This is a genomic window from Cupriavidus oxalaticus, from assembly GCF_004768545.1.
GTDB classification, from domain to species: domain Bacteria; phylum Pseudomonadota; class Gammaproteobacteria; order Burkholderiales; family Burkholderiaceae; genus Cupriavidus; species Cupriavidus oxalaticus_A.
This window is the reverse complement of sequence record NZ_CP038640.1, coordinates 38,196-51,981: the sequence shown is the minus strand read 5'-3', so window position 1 is coordinate 51,981 and position 13,786 is coordinate 38,196. Positions and strand designations below refer to the sequence as shown.

The 13,786-nt window shown below is 66.0% G+C and carries 16 protein-coding genes; 1 reads left to right on the top strand and 15 read right to left on the bottom strand.

All coding sequences use genetic code 11. The features are described from left to right. Positions 1-178 precede the first annotated feature (178 nt). Positions 179-1,030: a recombinase family protein gene (locus E0W60_RS36720; RefSeq protein ID WP_011296189.1), complete on the top strand. Its 852-nt coding sequence runs from the start codon at positions 179-181 to the stop codon at positions 1,028-1,030. A 1-nt stretch (position 1,031) separates the two neighbouring features. On the opposite strand, the gene E0W60_RS36715 is transcribed toward E0W60_RS36720, so the two are convergent. The 15 genes from E0W60_RS36715 to E0W60_RS36645 form a co-directional block, all read right to left on the bottom strand. After that, entirely contained in the window at positions 1,032-1,706 is a 675-nt protein-coding gene (locus tag E0W60_RS36715) for a DNA methylase (protein WP_011178411.1), read from the bottom strand. Positions 1,707-1,860: 154 nt separating this feature from the next. Beyond that, positions 1,861-2,292 (bottom strand): OmpA family protein, encoded by a 432-nt coding sequence (locus E0W60_RS36710; RefSeq protein ID WP_001665065.1) that lies wholly within the window; start codon positions 2,290-2,292, stop codon positions 1,861-1,863. Positions 2,293-2,307: 15 nt separating this feature from the next. Then, entirely contained in the window at positions 2,308-3,006 is a 699-nt protein-coding gene (locus E0W60_RS36705) for a TraX family protein (RefSeq protein ID WP_011114053.1), read from the bottom strand. Beyond that, complete coding sequence (locus tag E0W60_RS36700) at positions 3,006-3,272, bottom strand: hypothetical protein (RefSeq protein WP_010890140.1); 267 nt, start codon at positions 3,270-3,272, stop codon at positions 3,006-3,008. Before E0W60_RS36700 ends, E0W60_RS36705 begins: the two co-directional genes overlap by 1 nt. Positions 3,273-3,300: 28 nt before the next feature. Then, a complete protein-coding gene (locus tag E0W60_RS36695) occupies positions 3,301-3,936 on the bottom strand; it encodes a transglycosylase SLT domain-containing protein (protein ID WP_011114052.1) in 636 nt (211 codons plus the stop codon). Positions 3,937-3,949: 13 nt separating this feature from the next. Continuing rightward, positions 3,950-4,537, bottom strand: coding sequence for a TrbM/KikA/MpfK family conjugal transfer protein (locus E0W60_RS36690; protein WP_010890138.1), 588 nt, complete (start codon positions 4,535-4,537; stop codon positions 3,950-3,952). Between the two features lie 17 nt (positions 4,538-4,554). Continuing rightward, on the bottom strand, positions 4,555-6,273 hold the full coding sequence (gene trbL / locus E0W60_RS36685; protein ID WP_011114051.1) for a P-type conjugative transfer protein TrbL: 1,719 nt from the start codon (positions 6,271-6,273) through the stop codon (positions 4,555-4,557). Positions 6,274-6,283: 10 nt separating this feature from the next. Further along, positions 6,284-6,511, bottom strand: a complete 228-nt coding sequence (trbK, locus tag E0W60_RS36680) for an entry exclusion lipoprotein TrbK (RefSeq protein ID WP_000644148.1) — start codon at positions 6,509-6,511, stop codon at positions 6,284-6,286. A gap of 9 nt (positions 6,512-6,520) precedes the next feature. After that, the gene (trbJ, locus tag E0W60_RS36675) at positions 6,521-7,285 is read right to left on the bottom strand and encodes a P-type conjugative transfer protein TrbJ (RefSeq protein ID WP_010890135.1); all 765 of its coding nucleotides are present in this window, start codon (positions 7,283-7,285) and stop codon (positions 6,521-6,523) included. Positions 7,286-7,305: 20 nt separating this feature from the next. Next, positions 7,306-8,727, bottom strand: coding sequence for a TrbI/VirB10 family protein (locus tag E0W60_RS36670; protein WP_011114050.1), 1,422 nt, complete (start codon positions 8,725-8,727; stop codon positions 7,306-7,308). Positions 8,728-8,731: 4 nt separating this feature from the next. After that, positions 8,732-9,220, bottom strand: coding sequence for a conjugal transfer protein TrbH (locus tag E0W60_RS36665; protein ID WP_006122479.1), 489 nt, complete (start codon positions 9,218-9,220; stop codon positions 8,732-8,734). Between the two features lie 2 nt (positions 9,221-9,222). Next, complete coding sequence (gene trbG, locus E0W60_RS36660) at positions 9,223-10,122, bottom strand: P-type conjugative transfer protein TrbG (RefSeq protein ID WP_006122480.1); 900 nt, start codon at positions 10,120-10,122, stop codon at positions 9,223-9,225. A gap of 17 nt (positions 10,123-10,139) precedes the next feature. Continuing rightward, positions 10,140-10,922 (bottom strand): conjugal transfer protein TrbF, encoded by a 783-nt coding sequence (locus tag E0W60_RS36655; protein WP_011114048.1) that lies wholly within the window; start codon positions 10,920-10,922, stop codon positions 10,140-10,142. Further along, the gene (locus E0W60_RS36650; protein ID WP_011114047.1) at positions 10,919-13,477 is read right to left on the bottom strand and encodes a VirB4 family type IV secretion/conjugal transfer ATPase; all 2,559 of its coding nucleotides are present in this window, start codon (positions 13,475-13,477) and stop codon (positions 10,919-10,921) included. Before E0W60_RS36650 ends, E0W60_RS36655 begins: the two co-directional genes overlap by 4 nt. Beyond that, the gene (locus tag E0W60_RS36645; RefSeq protein WP_001207961.1) at positions 13,474-13,785 is read right to left on the bottom strand and encodes a conjugal transfer protein TrbD; all 312 of its coding nucleotides are present in this window, start codon (positions 13,783-13,785) and stop codon (positions 13,474-13,476) included. Before E0W60_RS36645 ends, E0W60_RS36650 begins: the two co-directional genes overlap by 4 nt. Position 13,786 lies beyond the last annotated feature (1 nt).

Below are 13,786 nucleotides of genomic sequence, written 5' to 3'. Positions count from 1 at the left end.
ACGATGGCGGCCGCCCTGCCCTGGATCTCGCATCGCCATTTCTGGCGATGAGATCCACGGAGCGGCCATTTAGACCCGCCAATAACGACCCGGCCAAGATAAATCGCATGACGGCCTTTTTGGCCGGGGGTAGCATGACCGGACACTTTGCGTATACCCAAAATGACCGGAGGAACCCATGACCAGCCGCAACGGCTACTTCCCAGGCAAGACCAAGGCGAAGCGCAGCGCGATCATCACGCCGCGCACCGCCCAGGAAACACAGATTGCGGCCATGCCGCGCCAGTCACGCGCAGCGCGCCAGGCGCTCGCCAAGACGCCACCGCTGCGCGTCGGCGGCGATGGCCTGGTCGAAGGTGCCGACCGCATCATGCGGACGCCGACCGAGCACCAGGCCGCCGGCGTCGCTTTCAAGGTCGCGCGCATCTACTTGCGCGTCAGCACCGACGAGCAGGACTTGACCAGGCAGGCCGCCATCGTGGAGAGCACCAGGGCCGCCGGCTTCTACGTCGCCGGCATCTACCGCGAGAAGGCTTCGGGCGCTCGCGCCGATCGCGCCGAGCTGCTGCGCATGATCGGCGACCTGCAACCCGGTGAAGTCGTCGTTGCGGAGAAGATCGACCGCATCAGCCGCCTGCCGCTGCCCGAGGCCGAACGCCTCGTGGCCTCGATCCGCGCCCAGGGCGCGCGCCTGGCTGTCCCTGGCGTGGTCGATCTATCCGACCTGGCCGCCGAGGCGAAGGGCGTGGCAAAGGTGGTGCTGGAGTCGATCCAGGACATGCTTTTGAAGCTGGCGTTGCAGATGGCCCGCGACGACTACGAGGATCGCCGCGAGCGGCAGCGGCAGGGCGTCGAGCTGGCGAAGGACGCCGGCCGCTACACCGGCCGCAAGGCCAACACAAAGGTGCATGAACGCATCGTGGCGCTGCGCAGCGCAGGCCACAGCATTCCAGAGACGGCCAGGCTGGCCGGGTGCAGTGAAAGCCAGGTCAAGCGCGTATGGGCGCTGCACAACCAGGCGCAGGCGTGACCTACTCGGCCGCCTCCAGCTCGCGCAGGCATTCCATGATCGCCGCCCGCTCCAGCGGATCGAGCTTGGCGAGCTTCGCTTGCCAGCGGGCTTTCTTCCGCTTGATGCGCTCGCGCTCGCGGAAGTTGCTGCCGAGGTAGCGCAGATCGTGCAGCTCGGCCGGCTCGGGGTAGTTCATCCACAGCCGTTCGATAGCGATGCCGCCGCGCGTCATCGCGTTGAAGTCGATGGTTCTCCATGACGCCAAGGGAGAGCTGTCATAGATCGTTGAGCTGTAGCCCGACACCATCACCGCGCACGGCAAGCCGGCCAGCACGTCGAGCAGCCGCACGTGGTCGGCGTCGTCGTATTCGTGGCGGTATAGCTTGCCGCCGCGCCGGCTGTCCATCACGTAGGGCGGATCGGCGTAGACGAACTCGGAGCCGGTGAACTGGTGGGACTCCAGCCAGGCCACGGCGTCGCCGTGGTGCAGCTCCAGGCCGGGCACGTCGAGCTGCTGCCAGACCTCGATCACCTCGGGATCAACGTCGATGCCGACGCTGCGGGCAGCGGGCCGCTTGCGCTCCAGGATGTTGCCGCCGCCCAGGTGCGTTTCGATGTACGTGTCGTGAGGCGGGATGTTGTTGATGATCGTCTGGTAGACGCCGGCACCGCCCTTGCCGCCGGGGTATCTCATGGCCTTCTTCCTGGAGTAAATCGGGACTTGGCCAGCATCGTCAGAAATGGCGATGCTGTCAAGGGAAGCCGGCCGGGCCTGCATCGTCAGAGCCGACGATGCGAAGCTGCTGGAGCGACCTGCAGCACCGCCAGGAATGGCGATGCCGGATCGCTCAGTAGGTGGGGATGTAGACCACCTCAATGTCCACGCGCTGGTTCTCGCGCCGGCCCTCGGCCGTCGAGTTGTCTGCCACGAAATCGGCGGCCGATGCGAAGTTCACCATGATCTTGAGCGGCGAGACGCCGCGCGCCACCAAGTACGACCTGGCCGAGAGCGCACGGCGTAGTGCAAGGGCCTCATCGGCCGCGCTGGGCCGTAGTGTGCTGGTGCGCCCGCTGATGTAGATGATCGCCGCATTCCTAGCGTCGGCCAGCAGCTCCAGGGCCTCTGGCGTCGGCTGGAATGTCGCGCTGCTGTCGGGGAAGGACACCGATACGCCGGACTTGATCGGCGTGCCGAAGTTGCCGGCGTCGCCGGCGGCCAGTGCGCTTTGCGCGCTGACCAGGAACGCCAGAGAGAGGGCCAGAAGAACGGGTTTTCGCATGGGGCAGGACTCCAATCAGAAGAACAGGTAGCCGGCCTTGCTCATGGGGATGCGGATCAACCAGAGCGAGGCCAGGTGCAGCGGGTAATAGGCGTAGAAGGCCCAGCGCAGGCGCGGCACGCGCACATCCACCCGCGAGGCCAGGAAGAGCACCGGCAGGGCTGCCAAGGCCCACAGGTTGCGATTGACGAACCACAGGGCCGCGCAGGCCAGCACCGCGACCGCCGCGGCGGCCCAGCTCGGCCGGCGCGTGTACGACCACACCGCCAGGCCGAAAGCCACGGCCGGCCACCAATATTCGACCGAGCTGCCGCCGACCAGGAACACCACGCCGGCGGCCGCCAGGTGCAGCTTGCCGCCACGTTCGACCAGGTAAGCCGTGGCCGTGACGACCAGCAGCGTGAACATCACGTTGAGCGGCCACCAACCGGCGTACAGGCCGCCGAGGGCCACGAAGGGCACGGAGGCCAGCGCGCCGAACATCGCCAGGCGCGACATGGTGCGGCCGTACACGCCGCGTTCGAGCGTGCCCGGCCGGGCCAGGTTGTAGGCCAGGACGAACACGAAAAGGGGGAGCGCCACGCGGCCGGCCTCGAACAGCACCGGCAGCGTCGCGTTGAACAGGTACTTGTTGACGTGATCGCCGGTCATGAGAACCAGTGCGAGCCACTTCAACGCTTCGACGGTTCCATCAGGAATCCGCAGGGCCTTCATCAGCGCCGGCCCCCGCGAATCGCGTAGGCGCGCAGCACCAGGAAGATGATGTAGAGCGCTGGCAGTGAGAGCACGAAGGCGATGGGCTTGCCGATCCACGCCGGCAGCGCCCACAGCAGAAGGCCCAAGGCGAAGATCGGGCCGAGGCCCAGCAGAAGCAAATCGAGCTGGTTCTTGGCCTGCCCTTCCGCCCACTTGCAATAGGCTTGAAGCAACCGGCCGACGCCCAGCGTGTACCGCATCATGAAGGCGTGGAATTTGTCCATGTTTAGCCGCTAAATCGGAAGAGCCGGCCTACTCGGCCGACCCCTCGCGTGAAGTGTTGAAAGACACCGTGCGGGGCACGTAGCCGGCCACCGACACGCTGCGAGCTGCTGCGGCCGCTGGGGCGGCCTGCTGGGGTGCTGGTGCCGGCCTGGCCGCCGGCGTCGCCCGCTGGGCCACCGTCGCGGGCTGGCTGGGCGTCGAGGGCGTGGCCCCGGCCTTCGTCACGTCAAGCGTGACGAACCGAGCTTCGAGCCAATCGGCCCACTTCGACGCCTTGCGCATCAAGTCGGCCCGGTACACCGCGTTGTACTGCGGCGTGCGCGAGTGGTAGTTCGCCGCCTTCGTCCAGAGGTCGCCCTTGTCGTTGCGGATGTGCATCCGCAGCCGCCAGGCGGCCAGGTCGAACGAGTAGCAGCCGGCAGCCGCCACATCGTTCGCCGTGATGCCGTATCGGGCCAGGTCGCCCAGGTACGCGGTGTTGAACTGCATCGGGCCAACGTCATGCGTGCCATTCGAGTTGCGCACCCACTGGCCCGGCTTGCCGCCCTCTTTCTCGGCGACGGCCAACACGATGTTGACCGGCACCTCGTACTTGACGGCGGCCGAGATCGAGCAGACGACGCGCTCCTGGAGCTGCGGCGGCAGATCGGCGAAGAACGGCATGCCCTCCCCTCCCTCAGTTCAGCCAGGACTGACGGCGGCGCTCTTCGTCCTCGCGCCGGATGCGTTCGTTGTACTCGGCCAAGGCGCGGTCATAGTCGCGCGCTTCGACCCAATACCCGCCCCGCTCTGGCGTCCCGACATAGCGCGGCAGCGTGCCGCTGCTGGCGAAGTCGGTGTAGGCGTGGCCGGTGTAGGCCCCGCAGTAGTCAGGCAACTGGTTGCTGATGTACGTGCGCCCATCGTCGTAGCCGCCCGTCCACATCACCAACGTCGAGTTCAGCGACTGCGCGTCGCACCGGCCAGCGCCGCGCGAGATCGCCGACACGAGCGACTGCATTTCCGGCGTCTGGCTCGCCACCGGGCAAAGCTGGAGGAAGTTCAGGCGGGCGCGGATCGTGTCCGACAGCTTGCGCTTCGTGATGTTGAAGTACCGCGACAGCGACGGCGTGCATTCGCTCGGGCGCGTGCCCGACGACAGGCACAGGATCGCCTCGCAGGCCAGGCGCGTGTCGCCGGTCAGCACGTCTTGCGCGCTGGCCGTGCCGGCGGTCGATCCGAGGGCTGCCACGAGGGCGGCCAGGGCAAACAGTTTCTTCTTCATGGTTGGACTCTCCTTGGTTACGCAGTTGTGCCGTCGCGGCCTTGCTCGCGGTTGGCGAACGCAGCTACTTCGGACTCGGGATCGGCATCGGCAGGGCCGCCTGCCAGGCTGTTGTCGCCGAAGCTCGGCGCGGGCTGCTGGTCGGGCACGTCGATGTTCTCGGCCGTGCCGCTTCCTTGCGCCTTGATCGCGGCGGCGATCTTTCCGCCAGTGGTGTCGGCGATCCGCTCGGCTGCGGCTTCGCGCAGGCTCGCGGCTTTGGCCTTGGCAACATCGGCGGTTCCCTTCGCCAAGTTCGCGCCGGCGTCGGCGGCGATGCGGCCGGCCGTGCCGAGGGCCGATGCGGCCGATGCGAGCAAGCCGGGGCCGGTGCTGCCCGGTGCGGCCTGCTGCCCTTGCCCTGCCCCGCCGGCGGGCTTGGGTTCGTTCTTGGCGGCCTTGTCGGCACTGCTGCCGGTGCTGGCCGTCGAGCTGCTGCCCTGGCCGCCGGCGTCGGCTTTGCCGCCGCCCTTATCGCCGCCCTTCGAGCTGCCCGAGCTGCTGCCGGTCGAGGGGCTGCCGCCACCCGACGAAGAGCCACCGCCGGAGCTGCCGCTAAAGCCCGCAGCCTGAGCGAAGGGCGTGCTGCCGGTGCCGGCGTCGCCGCCGCCGCCCGCACCGCCGCCCGAGCTGCCGCCGCCCGAGAAGGCCGACATAACGTCCGTGCCTGCCGACACGTTCTCATTGGCCTTCGAGAAGGCGGCCATGACGGCAGAGGCACCACCGGCGGCCGAGGCTGCGCCGGCGGCCAGAGCGGCGCCGCCGGTCGCGGCCGCTGCTGCTGCCATGCCTGCGGCACCCAACGCAGCACCTGCACCGAACTGGCCGATGCCGGCACCGCCCACGCTCGCGCCGGTGATGATCCCGGCGATGAGCGGCGGAATCTTGTTGACCAACGCCAAGAGGATGATGACGACGATCAGCATCACGCCCATTTCCTTGAGGCTGATGCCGGCGCTCATGCGCGAGTAGTAGTCATCGAGGAAGGTCTTGCCGATGCCCACCAGGAGCACCATTGCGAAGAGCTGCGCGGCCACGCCCAGGACGACCTTGTAGTAGTTGATCGCCATGTCGGAAGTCCAGCGCGAACCACCGAAGCCGAGGAAGAACACGCCGCCGTAGGCGAGCACCCAGCCCGACGCGAGCAGCAGAAGCATATTCACACCGACCAGGGCCAGGATGACCAGGATCGCCACGGCCATGAGGATGCCGGCCATGCTGTCCACCGGCGACCACACCGAGGACTGATCCATCACCTTGTCGAAGATCGCAAAGCCCACGTCCACGATGCCCGAGGGCGACAGAGCATTGCCCAGGCCCGTCGCGTTGCCGGCGAGCTGCCGCAACGACGCATAGATGGACGAGGCGAAGTTAGGGCCGTTGGTTAGCGCCCACCAGAAGAAGCCGGTAAAGATCGTGAAGCGGACGAACTCCGCGAAGAACTCGCCAATGTCGGCCTTGCGCAAGGCCATCATGCCGAACGTCCAGACCATCGAGATCACAACCAGCGTCCAGAAGAGCCAGGTTGCGGCCGTGGTGATGACACCGGCCCAGCCGCTCGCGGCGGCCTGGTAGCGATCCAGCACGCTATCGAACACGCCGGCGTTGTCGATGGCCGCGTGGGCATCGACCGCGAAGAACGCCAGCCAGACGAACAGCGGCAGGGCGAGGGTTTTTAGATTGGCTGGCATTCTCATCGTCAGCACCTCACCATTCGCGTTTCGGGCTGGGCTTGAAATCCCCACCACGACGCAAGCACAGCGACGAAAAAGCCTGCTGGACGCCCTTGTCCTCGATCTTGGCGATGTTCTCGGGCTTGCAGTTCTCGTCGTTCACTTCCGGCATGGGGGCCGTGGCCGGCTTGTTGTCGCAGCCGGCGACCAAGGCCGCCACGAGGGCGGCCGAGGCCAAGGACAGAGCCTTGATTGCTTTCATGAATCCCCCTTACCAGGTGCGCGCCGGGCTGGCCCGGTAGCTGCCCTGGCGCAGTTGTGCGGCCGCTGCCGCCTGCTGGGCTTCCTTGTCGGCGTCGGCCTGCATCTTGGTTGCCATCGCGTTCTGCTGCGCGATCAGCAGGCCACGAATCTGCAAGAGCTGGTTGGCCTGCTGGCTGGCGAGCTGGTTGGCGTAGCCGATGGCCTGCATTTGGCCCTGCGCGCCCTGCGCTGCCGATTGAAGACGCTGCAACGTCGCTGCATCGGCCGTGAGATTCGTTTGCTGCCTATCGAGGCCCTTGAACAAGGCATCGTTGGCCTTCTTCTGCGACTCGCTCGCGAGCTGGGCCACATTCCGAAGTGCTGCGCGTTCCGCGTCGGAGCACCCTGCCGCCGTAAAGCACGGCGAGTTCTTGTAGTAGTTCACGTCCTGGAACTTGCCGATGTAGCTGTCCAGGCTGCCGAGTTGGGTCTTGTAGTAATCCAGCGTGTTGACCGCGTTCATCAACCCGTTGATGGTCGATTGCGCCTGATCCCAGATATACGCGGCCGGGGCCATCGTGTTCTGGAGTTGGTTTTGATACTGCTGGAGCTGGGTGCTGTACTGCTCAATTTGCTTGAGCGTCTGGGCCACCGATTCGATGGCCGTCATGATGTTCTGCGACAGGTTGGTGCCGTCGATGACGGGGATGCCAGCCTGCACAGGTGTGACCGCCAGCGTGCTCGAAACAGCAATGACGAGGGCCAATTTAGCGGCTAAAAACTTCGGCTTCATGGTGCTTTTCTCCTATGGCGTTAGTAATCGAAGGAACGGTACGGCTTGGAAAACGTCATGTCCTTCGTGACCACGACGTTGAAGCGATACCCCGGCCGAATTTCCAGCGTCGGCGAAATGCTCAGGTTCTTGGCGATGAGTTGCGCCGTAACCTGGCCGAGCTGCTGGCCGAGGGCTTCGCTTAGGGCACTGCTGGCGCTCGGTGCGCCATAGGTGTTTGTGGCCTGGTTCTGGCGTTGGCTGTAGGTGATGCCTGCTGTCACGCCGGACATGAGGAAGGCCGAGCCGAACAGGCGCACATAGTGGTTGTTCACCTGGTCGTGGAAGCCCGCGTATCCCGCGCTGTCCGCGCCTGGCATCGCGCCAATGTCCATCGCCTTGCCATCGGGGAACACGATGCGTTGCCACGCAACCAGCACGCGCGCTTGGCCGTAGGCCACGTCGCTCGAATACGAGCCGACGAGGCGCGATCCCTGCGGGATCAACAGGTGCTTGCCGGTCGGTGTGTCGTACACGTCCTGCGCGACCTGGGCCATGATTTGGCCCGGCAGATCGGAGTTGATGCCCGAAATGAGCGTGGCCGGCACGACGAAGCCCGCGCGCAGCTCGAACGGTGTGCGCGGCGCTTCCGGCTGCGAATCCAGCTTCCAGCGGTCGCCCTGCCCACCTTGGCCGAACTGCGCCATGCTGTTGCGCCCGCCGCCGCTGGTCGAGGTTTGCAGGAGCTGCGGCGCACCGCCCGCGCCCATGCCGCCGGCGGCCGGAGCCGCGCCGCCACCACCGACGCCCATGCCGCGAATCTGCGCCAGGCGTGCTTGATAGGCGGCGGTCGGATCGTTGCTGCGCTGCGCGTCGATTTGCTGCTGCACCGCTGCGATGCGGTTCAGCATTTCATCGCGCGTCTGCGGCGTGCCGGTGTAGGTGCTCGGGCCACCCGGCGCGGAGCCGTTGCTACGCGGGGCATCCACGCGCACGGTGGTCTTGGCCTTCACGGCTTCGCCGAACATCTGCATCTTCGCCATGCGGATGCGCTGGGCCTCGTCGTCGTTCACCGGCTGGCCCGGGTTGCCGGGGTTGGCCGGCGGGGCCGGCGGCGCGTCCGGGTTGGACGGCCGCGCGATCTCCAGCGGAGCCGACGCCGGGCCGGTCGGCATGTCGGGCACCTTGAGCGGGCTTGCCGGCTCGATCAAGCCGCCGGTCTTGTCGCCTGCGATCTCCTTGGCGAACATCGACGTGTTGCCGGCCTTCTCCTTGGGGCCGTCCGCCGGCGCGTTCTGCTTGGCCGCGCGATCCGCCGCGACCAGGGCCATGACCAGCACGAACGACAGCAGGACGCCGCCGAGGATGTACATGGGCATGTTGTTGACGCGACGGACGCCCGCCTTCTTGGACACTTCGCCAGGCGAAGCGTCAGGTGCCATCTGATCGGCGTTTTCTGTCATGGCGTCACTCCTTGCGCACCCAGTACCCGGCCGGCGCGAACGTGCCGTTTTGCGCCAGGTAAGGGCGGGTGATGGATTGATTGCCGACCATCAAGGTCAGGCGGTACAGGTTCGAGTCGCCAGCCTGGTCGAGCACGTAGCGCAACGGCAGGCCGCCCGACGCGGCCGTGGTGGCCGGTGCGCTCGCCTGCGATGCCGCCGAGGCCGGGGCCTGCGTGGAAGCGCCGGCCGGGGCGTACTCCAGGAGGGCATAGCCCTTGTCGCGCAGCGACTTGACGAGCGCCTGGCCGAACGGATCGGGCGTCGGCTGTTGCAGCTCCAGGCGCGTGCGCGCCGGCGCGTACAGCGTGGCGAGCTGCTGCACCGCGTCGGTGGCGAGCTTCTGCTGATCGAGCGCGGCCGACTGGACGAAGTTGCCGTACTGGCTGGTGGTTGCGCAGCCGCCGAGGCCCAGGGCGAGGGCGAGCAGCGCGAGAGAGACGATCTTGCGCATGGTCACTTCCTCCGGCTGATGGTCACGCGGTCTTGGCTACTGCCAACACCGGCAATCAGGATCGCGCGGTCAAACACCGTGTCCACGATGTAGCGATTGCCCTGCACGCGGTAATTGACCAGCACCGTTTCGTCGTCGGTGAACAAGCCGCCCTCTTTGCGCACGACCAGGAGCGTCGGCGCTTCGGTCTGCTGCATCGTGCCGGGCATTTCGATGATGGTCTTGCGGCCATCGTTGTAGACGCGCACAGGCTTCCAGCTCGCCGACCCGGACAGCTCATAGTCGAACGAGAGATCGCCCAGGTACTCGCCCGTCGCCGGCAGGGTGTTGTCGGTGCGTTCCTGCTTCTCGCGGCGCTGGATCGCGTCCCACTTGGCTTGCGCTTCCTCGGGGTACGTGAACGAGACTTGCGGCATGTACTCGGTGCGATGCGAGCGCAGGCGGAAGTGGTAGCTGCGGCGGTTCGTGGTCACAACCAGGCTGGTTTCGAGGCCCACGTCCATCGGCTTGATGATGAGGTGCTGAACCTCGGTCGCGCCGCTGCCGGTGATGGCCGGTTCCACCGTCCACCTGGCCGTGTCGCCCAGGTTGATCGAGTTCACTTGTTCGCCGGGCTGCAAGGCCACGTCGCACACCTGGAGCACCGCGCAAACGATGCTCGGCTGCTGCGCGCCGTACACGAACTTGATGGCACCGCCCGAGCCGGCCACCGGCTTGATGCCGGTCGCCGACCCCGCTTCCCACCGTTTGGCGATGGCGAGCGCCGCGCGCTCTTGAGCGGTCAGCGTCGGGTTGGTCTTGTTGAAATACTTGTCGGCAATGTCGTCGCCAGGGGCGGCCAGAGCCAGGGAGGGCACCGCCACAGCAGCGCCCACGATCAAAGCGGAGAGGGTTTTCTTCATGGTGGATGACCTCGAATTCATTGGATGCGGGACCAGGAGTAATCACGCACGTAGATGCTCAACGGGTTGTTCCGCAGTTGCTCATCGGTGGTGTTGGGCGTGACCTCGGCGATGTAGGTAGTCACGAGCGCGCGCCAGGTGACGGGCTGACCTTTCAGCGTGCCTTGGCGGTCGCGCGTGGTTTCCACCCACTCGACTTGCCAGGTGTCGGGCGTTTGCGGGATGACGGTCTTGATCTCGACGCTGACCATTTCCTTCTCGGCGCGCTTGAACGGGCTGGAATCGGGCGTGCCGTTCAACCACTCGTTCATCTTTGGCGTCGCCGGATCGTTGGGGGCGAGCATCGAGTACGCCTTGAACACGCACTTGCGCTGCAAGGCCACGTCAGGCGACACCATGCGCGCGCAGCTCATCCAGTCCGCAACGGCGGCGTGGATGACACGCGGATCGGCCTTCCCTGCGGCCTGCACCGGGCCGGCGGCCACCGTCTGGCCCAGCTTGTCCACCTCGACCACGTAGGGGATGAACTTCGACTGGCTGCCGATGTGGATCACGCCACCCACGCCGGCCAGCGCGATCAACAGCGACAGGATGCCTATCACCTGCCAGGTTTGGCGCTGCGAGACGACGCTGCCCACGTGATCGTTCCAGGTGCGGCGCGCGGCCAGGTAGGGGTTCTCGGCCTCGCCCGCACGGCGGCCGCCGGCGAGCGGTTCCTTCGAGCGGCGCGGATCGCGCGGCTCGGCGGAGTTGGCGGGCTTCTTGAAGATCAAGCCCTTGAGGGTGTCGGCGATGCTCATGCGGCCTCCAGGTAGTCGTTGAGATTCAGCCCACGGCCGGCCAGCCACTCATGCACCCATTCGTGGCCGAACTTGGCTTCGAGGCTCTTGATGGTGGCGACCGATTCCTTGTCGGACGCACCGACGAAGGCCAGGGCCATCGGCCCCAGGGCAAGGTCATAGAGACGGCGGCCGTTCTCCGAGACGTAGTAGTACTGACGCTTCGGAATGGCAGTCGCCAGGATTTCGATCTGACGCGCGTTGAGGCCCATACGGCGATAGAGCGCCGATGTGTCCTCATCCCTGGCGTAGACGTTAGGCAGGAAAATCTTGGTCGCGGTCGATTCCACGATCACGTCCAAGATGCCCGAGTTGGCCGCGTCGGAGAGGCTTTGCGTCGCCATCAGCACAAGGCAGTTGGCCTTGCGCAGCACCTTGAGCCATTCCCTGATCTTGGCGCGGAACGCGGGGTGGCCCAGCATCAACCAGGCTTCGTCCAGGATGATGACGGAGGGCTGGCCTTTCAGTGCGCGCTCGATGCGGCGGAACAGGTAGAGCAGCACCGGCAGCGCGAACTTCTCGCCCAGGTTCATCAGCTCTTCGATCTCGAACACCGTGAAGTCGGACAGCGACAGGCCGTCCTCTTCGGCGTCGAGCAGGTGGCCCATCGAGCCGTCCACCGTGTACTGCTTGATGGCCTCGCGGATCGCCTCGTCCTGAATCGTCACCGAGAACTCGGAGAGCGTGCGCGCGCCGCTGGCGTGCATGCTCATGATCGCGTTGCCGATCTCGTTGCGCTGCGCCGGCGTGGTGTTGACGCCGTTCAACGCCAGGATGGTGTCGATCCACTCCATCGCCCAGGCCCTATCCCCCTTCGTTTCGAGGAACTGGAGCGGGCAGAACGCCAGGCGGTCATCGTCGGCGGCCACCGTGAAATGCAGGCCGCTCTTGCCCTTCGTGGCCGCGCGGATGCCGGCCGCGAGTGGGTACATCGACATGCCCTTGTCGAAGGCGTAGATCGACATGCCGGCGTAGCGACGGAGCTGCGCGGCGATGATGCCCAGGTGCGTCGATTTGCCTGCGCCGGTCGGGCCGAACATGAAGGTGTGGCCCAGGTCGCGCACGTGCAGGTTCAGGCGGAACGGCGTAGCGCCCACCGTCACGCAGTGCATGAGCGCCGGCGACAGCGGCGGGTACATCGGGCACGGAGCCGTGGCGCTGCCCGTCCAGATCGAGCTTGTCGGCAGCAGGTCGGCCAGGTTCATCGTGTTGATGAGCGGCCGGCGCACGTTCTCGACGCCGTGGCCGGGCAAGCTGCCCAGGTACGCATCGAGCGTGTTGATCGTCTCGATACGGGCCGCGAAGGCCAGGCGGTTGACGGCCTTCTCGACCAGGAGCGCGGAGGCCGCCAGGCGCTCCCGATCCTCGTCCATCAGCACGACTACGCTGGTGTAGTAGCCGGCCGCCACCAAGCCGCTGTTGACCTCGGCGATGGCCGCCTCGGCGTCGCCGACCATCGCGGCCGCGTCCTGGTTGATCGAGCCGGTATTCGTGTTGAACACCTGATCGAAGAAGCCGCGAATCTTCTGCTTCCACTTCTTGCGGAACTTGTCCAGGTGCTTCAAGGACTCGTGCTGATCCATGAAGATGAAGCGGCTCGACCAGCGGTATTCGCTGGGCAGCTCGGCCAGGGCCGAGAGCACCCCAGGCGTTGACTCCAAGGGGAAGCCTTCGATGGCGACCACCTGGATGAACTTGCGCCCGATCTTGGGCACGACGCCGCCCCACAGCTCTTGCCCGCCGATTACCGCATCGAGGTACATCGGATTGCTGGGCAGCATGACCGGGTGATGGAGGCCCGTCACGCAGAACTGCAACCAGCTCAGGAAGTCATCGTGCGTGACTTCCCTGCCCTCTTCCGACACGACTTTTTGGCCGCGCAGGCGCGTCATCTTGACCGCCGAGGACAGGCGCGATTCCAGGCTGGTGATCTCGCGCTTGAACTGCGCAATCAGGCCCGTAGTGCGCGCCGTATGGTCGGGAGCCACCGCATCGTCATCGAACATGAGTTCGACAAACTTGCGCTGGGCCAGCACTGGCGGGAACCACGTGACGGTCAGGACAAAGTAGCCCTCGAACATCGCGCCCAGGCCCTCGAACAAGCGCCGGCGTTCCTCGTCAATGGCGAAGGAAACGGAGTCGGGGAACGATGACACGCCCCGCTCCGAGTAGTTCGGCGCAGGCCGACGCACAGCATCGACATGCACCATCCAGCCGTTCCCCAGGCCCGCCAGGGCCTGGTTGATGCGGAACGACACCATTTCCCGCTGTTCCTCGGTGCTGCTGGCGTTGTCATCACCCTTGTACAGCCAGGCGGCCATAAAGGAGCCGTTCTTGCCCACGATCACGCCGTCATCGACCACGGCGGCGTAATTGAGCAGATCGGCCAGGCCGGCATCCTTGGCGCGATGCTTCTTGAGCTTCAGCTCGGCATCGACAGCCCGGATGCGGGCAAAGAGGATGAGCAACAGAACCGCACCGAGCACAGCAATGGCAATTGCGATTGCTTCGATCATTTGTATTGCTTCCCTTGACTCGGCGTGTTGTCACGGAAGGGCGTGCTGCGAGCCGGGTAGTACGGCTTGTACCGGCGGTGCCGCAGGTACACGTGTCGCAGCTTCGGATCGGCCTTCGCCATGAGGCGCAGCGCGAAGAGCGCGCCGAACCACAAGGCGATGCCGAACACCGTTGCCCTCACTTCTTGGGCGCTGAAAATCAGCGCGCCGGCCAGCAGGCCCGAGAACATCACCAGCTCACGATCCCCGCCCATGAACAGGTTTTCTCGGTTGCCGGCCCTACGGATGGGGATCGCGCGCAGAGCCATG

What these genes read in the sequence shown, in the direction of transcription:
- E0W60_RS36710 (WP_001665065.1), bottom strand. Translation starts at nt 2,292, where the DNA reads ATGCGAAAACCCGTTCTTCTGGCCCTCTCTCTGGCGTTCCTGGTCAGC.
- trbL (WP_011114051.1), bottom strand. Translation starts at nt 6,273, where the DNA reads ATGAGAATGCCAGCCAATCTAAAAACCCTCGCCCTGCCGCTGTTCGTC.
- E0W60_RS36650 (WP_011114047.1), bottom strand. Translation starts at nt 13,477, where the DNA reads ATGATCGAAGCAATCGCAATTGCCATTGCTGTGCTCGGTGCGGTTCTG.
- E0W60_RS36715 (WP_011178411.1), bottom strand. Translation starts at nt 1,706, where the DNA reads ATGAGATACCCCGGCGGCAAGGGCGGTGCCGGCGTCTACCAGACGATC.
- E0W60_RS36720 (WP_011296189.1), top strand. Translation starts at nt 179, where the DNA reads ATGACCAGCCGCAACGGCTACTTCCCAGGCAAGACCAAGGCGAAGCGC.
- E0W60_RS36695 (WP_011114052.1), bottom strand. Translation starts at nt 3,936, where the DNA reads ATGCCGTTCTTCGCCGATCTGCCGCCGCAGCTCCAGGAGCGCGTCGTC.
- E0W60_RS36655 (WP_011114048.1), bottom strand. Translation starts at nt 10,922, where the DNA reads ATGAGCATCGCCGACACCCTCAAGGGCTTGATCTTCAAGAAGCCCGCC.
- trbJ (WP_010890135.1), bottom strand. Translation starts at nt 7,285, where the DNA reads ATGAAGCCGAAGTTTTTAGCCGCTAAATTGGCCCTCGTCATTGCTGTT.
- trbK (WP_000644148.1), bottom strand. Translation starts at nt 6,511, where the DNA reads ATGAAAGCAATCAAGGCTCTGTCCTTGGCCTCGGCCGCCCTCGTGGCG.
- E0W60_RS36705 (WP_011114053.1), bottom strand. Translation starts at nt 3,006, where the DNA reads ATGAAGGCCCTGCGGATTCCTGATGGAACCGTCGAAGCGTTGAAGTGG.
- E0W60_RS36645 (WP_001207961.1), bottom strand. Translation starts at nt 13,785, where the DNA reads ATGGCTCTGCGCGCGATCCCCATCCGTAGGGCCGGCAACCGAGAAAAC.
- E0W60_RS36670 (WP_011114050.1), bottom strand. Translation starts at nt 8,727, where the DNA reads ATGACAGAAAACGCCGATCAGATGGCACCTGACGCTTCGCCTGGCGAA.
- trbG (WP_006122480.1), bottom strand. Translation starts at nt 10,122, where the DNA reads ATGAAGAAAACCCTCTCCGCTTTGATCGTGGGCGCTGCTGTGGCGGTG.
- E0W60_RS36700 (WP_010890140.1), bottom strand. Translation starts at nt 3,272, where the DNA reads ATGGACAAATTCCACGCCTTCATGATGCGGTACACGCTGGGCGTCGGC.
- E0W60_RS36665 (WP_006122479.1), bottom strand. Translation starts at nt 9,220, where the DNA reads ATGCGCAAGATCGTCTCTCTCGCGCTGCTCGCCCTCGCCCTGGGCCTC.
- E0W60_RS36690 (WP_010890138.1), bottom strand. Translation starts at nt 4,537, where the DNA reads ATGAAGAAGAAACTGTTTGCCCTGGCCGCCCTCGTGGCAGCCCTCGGA.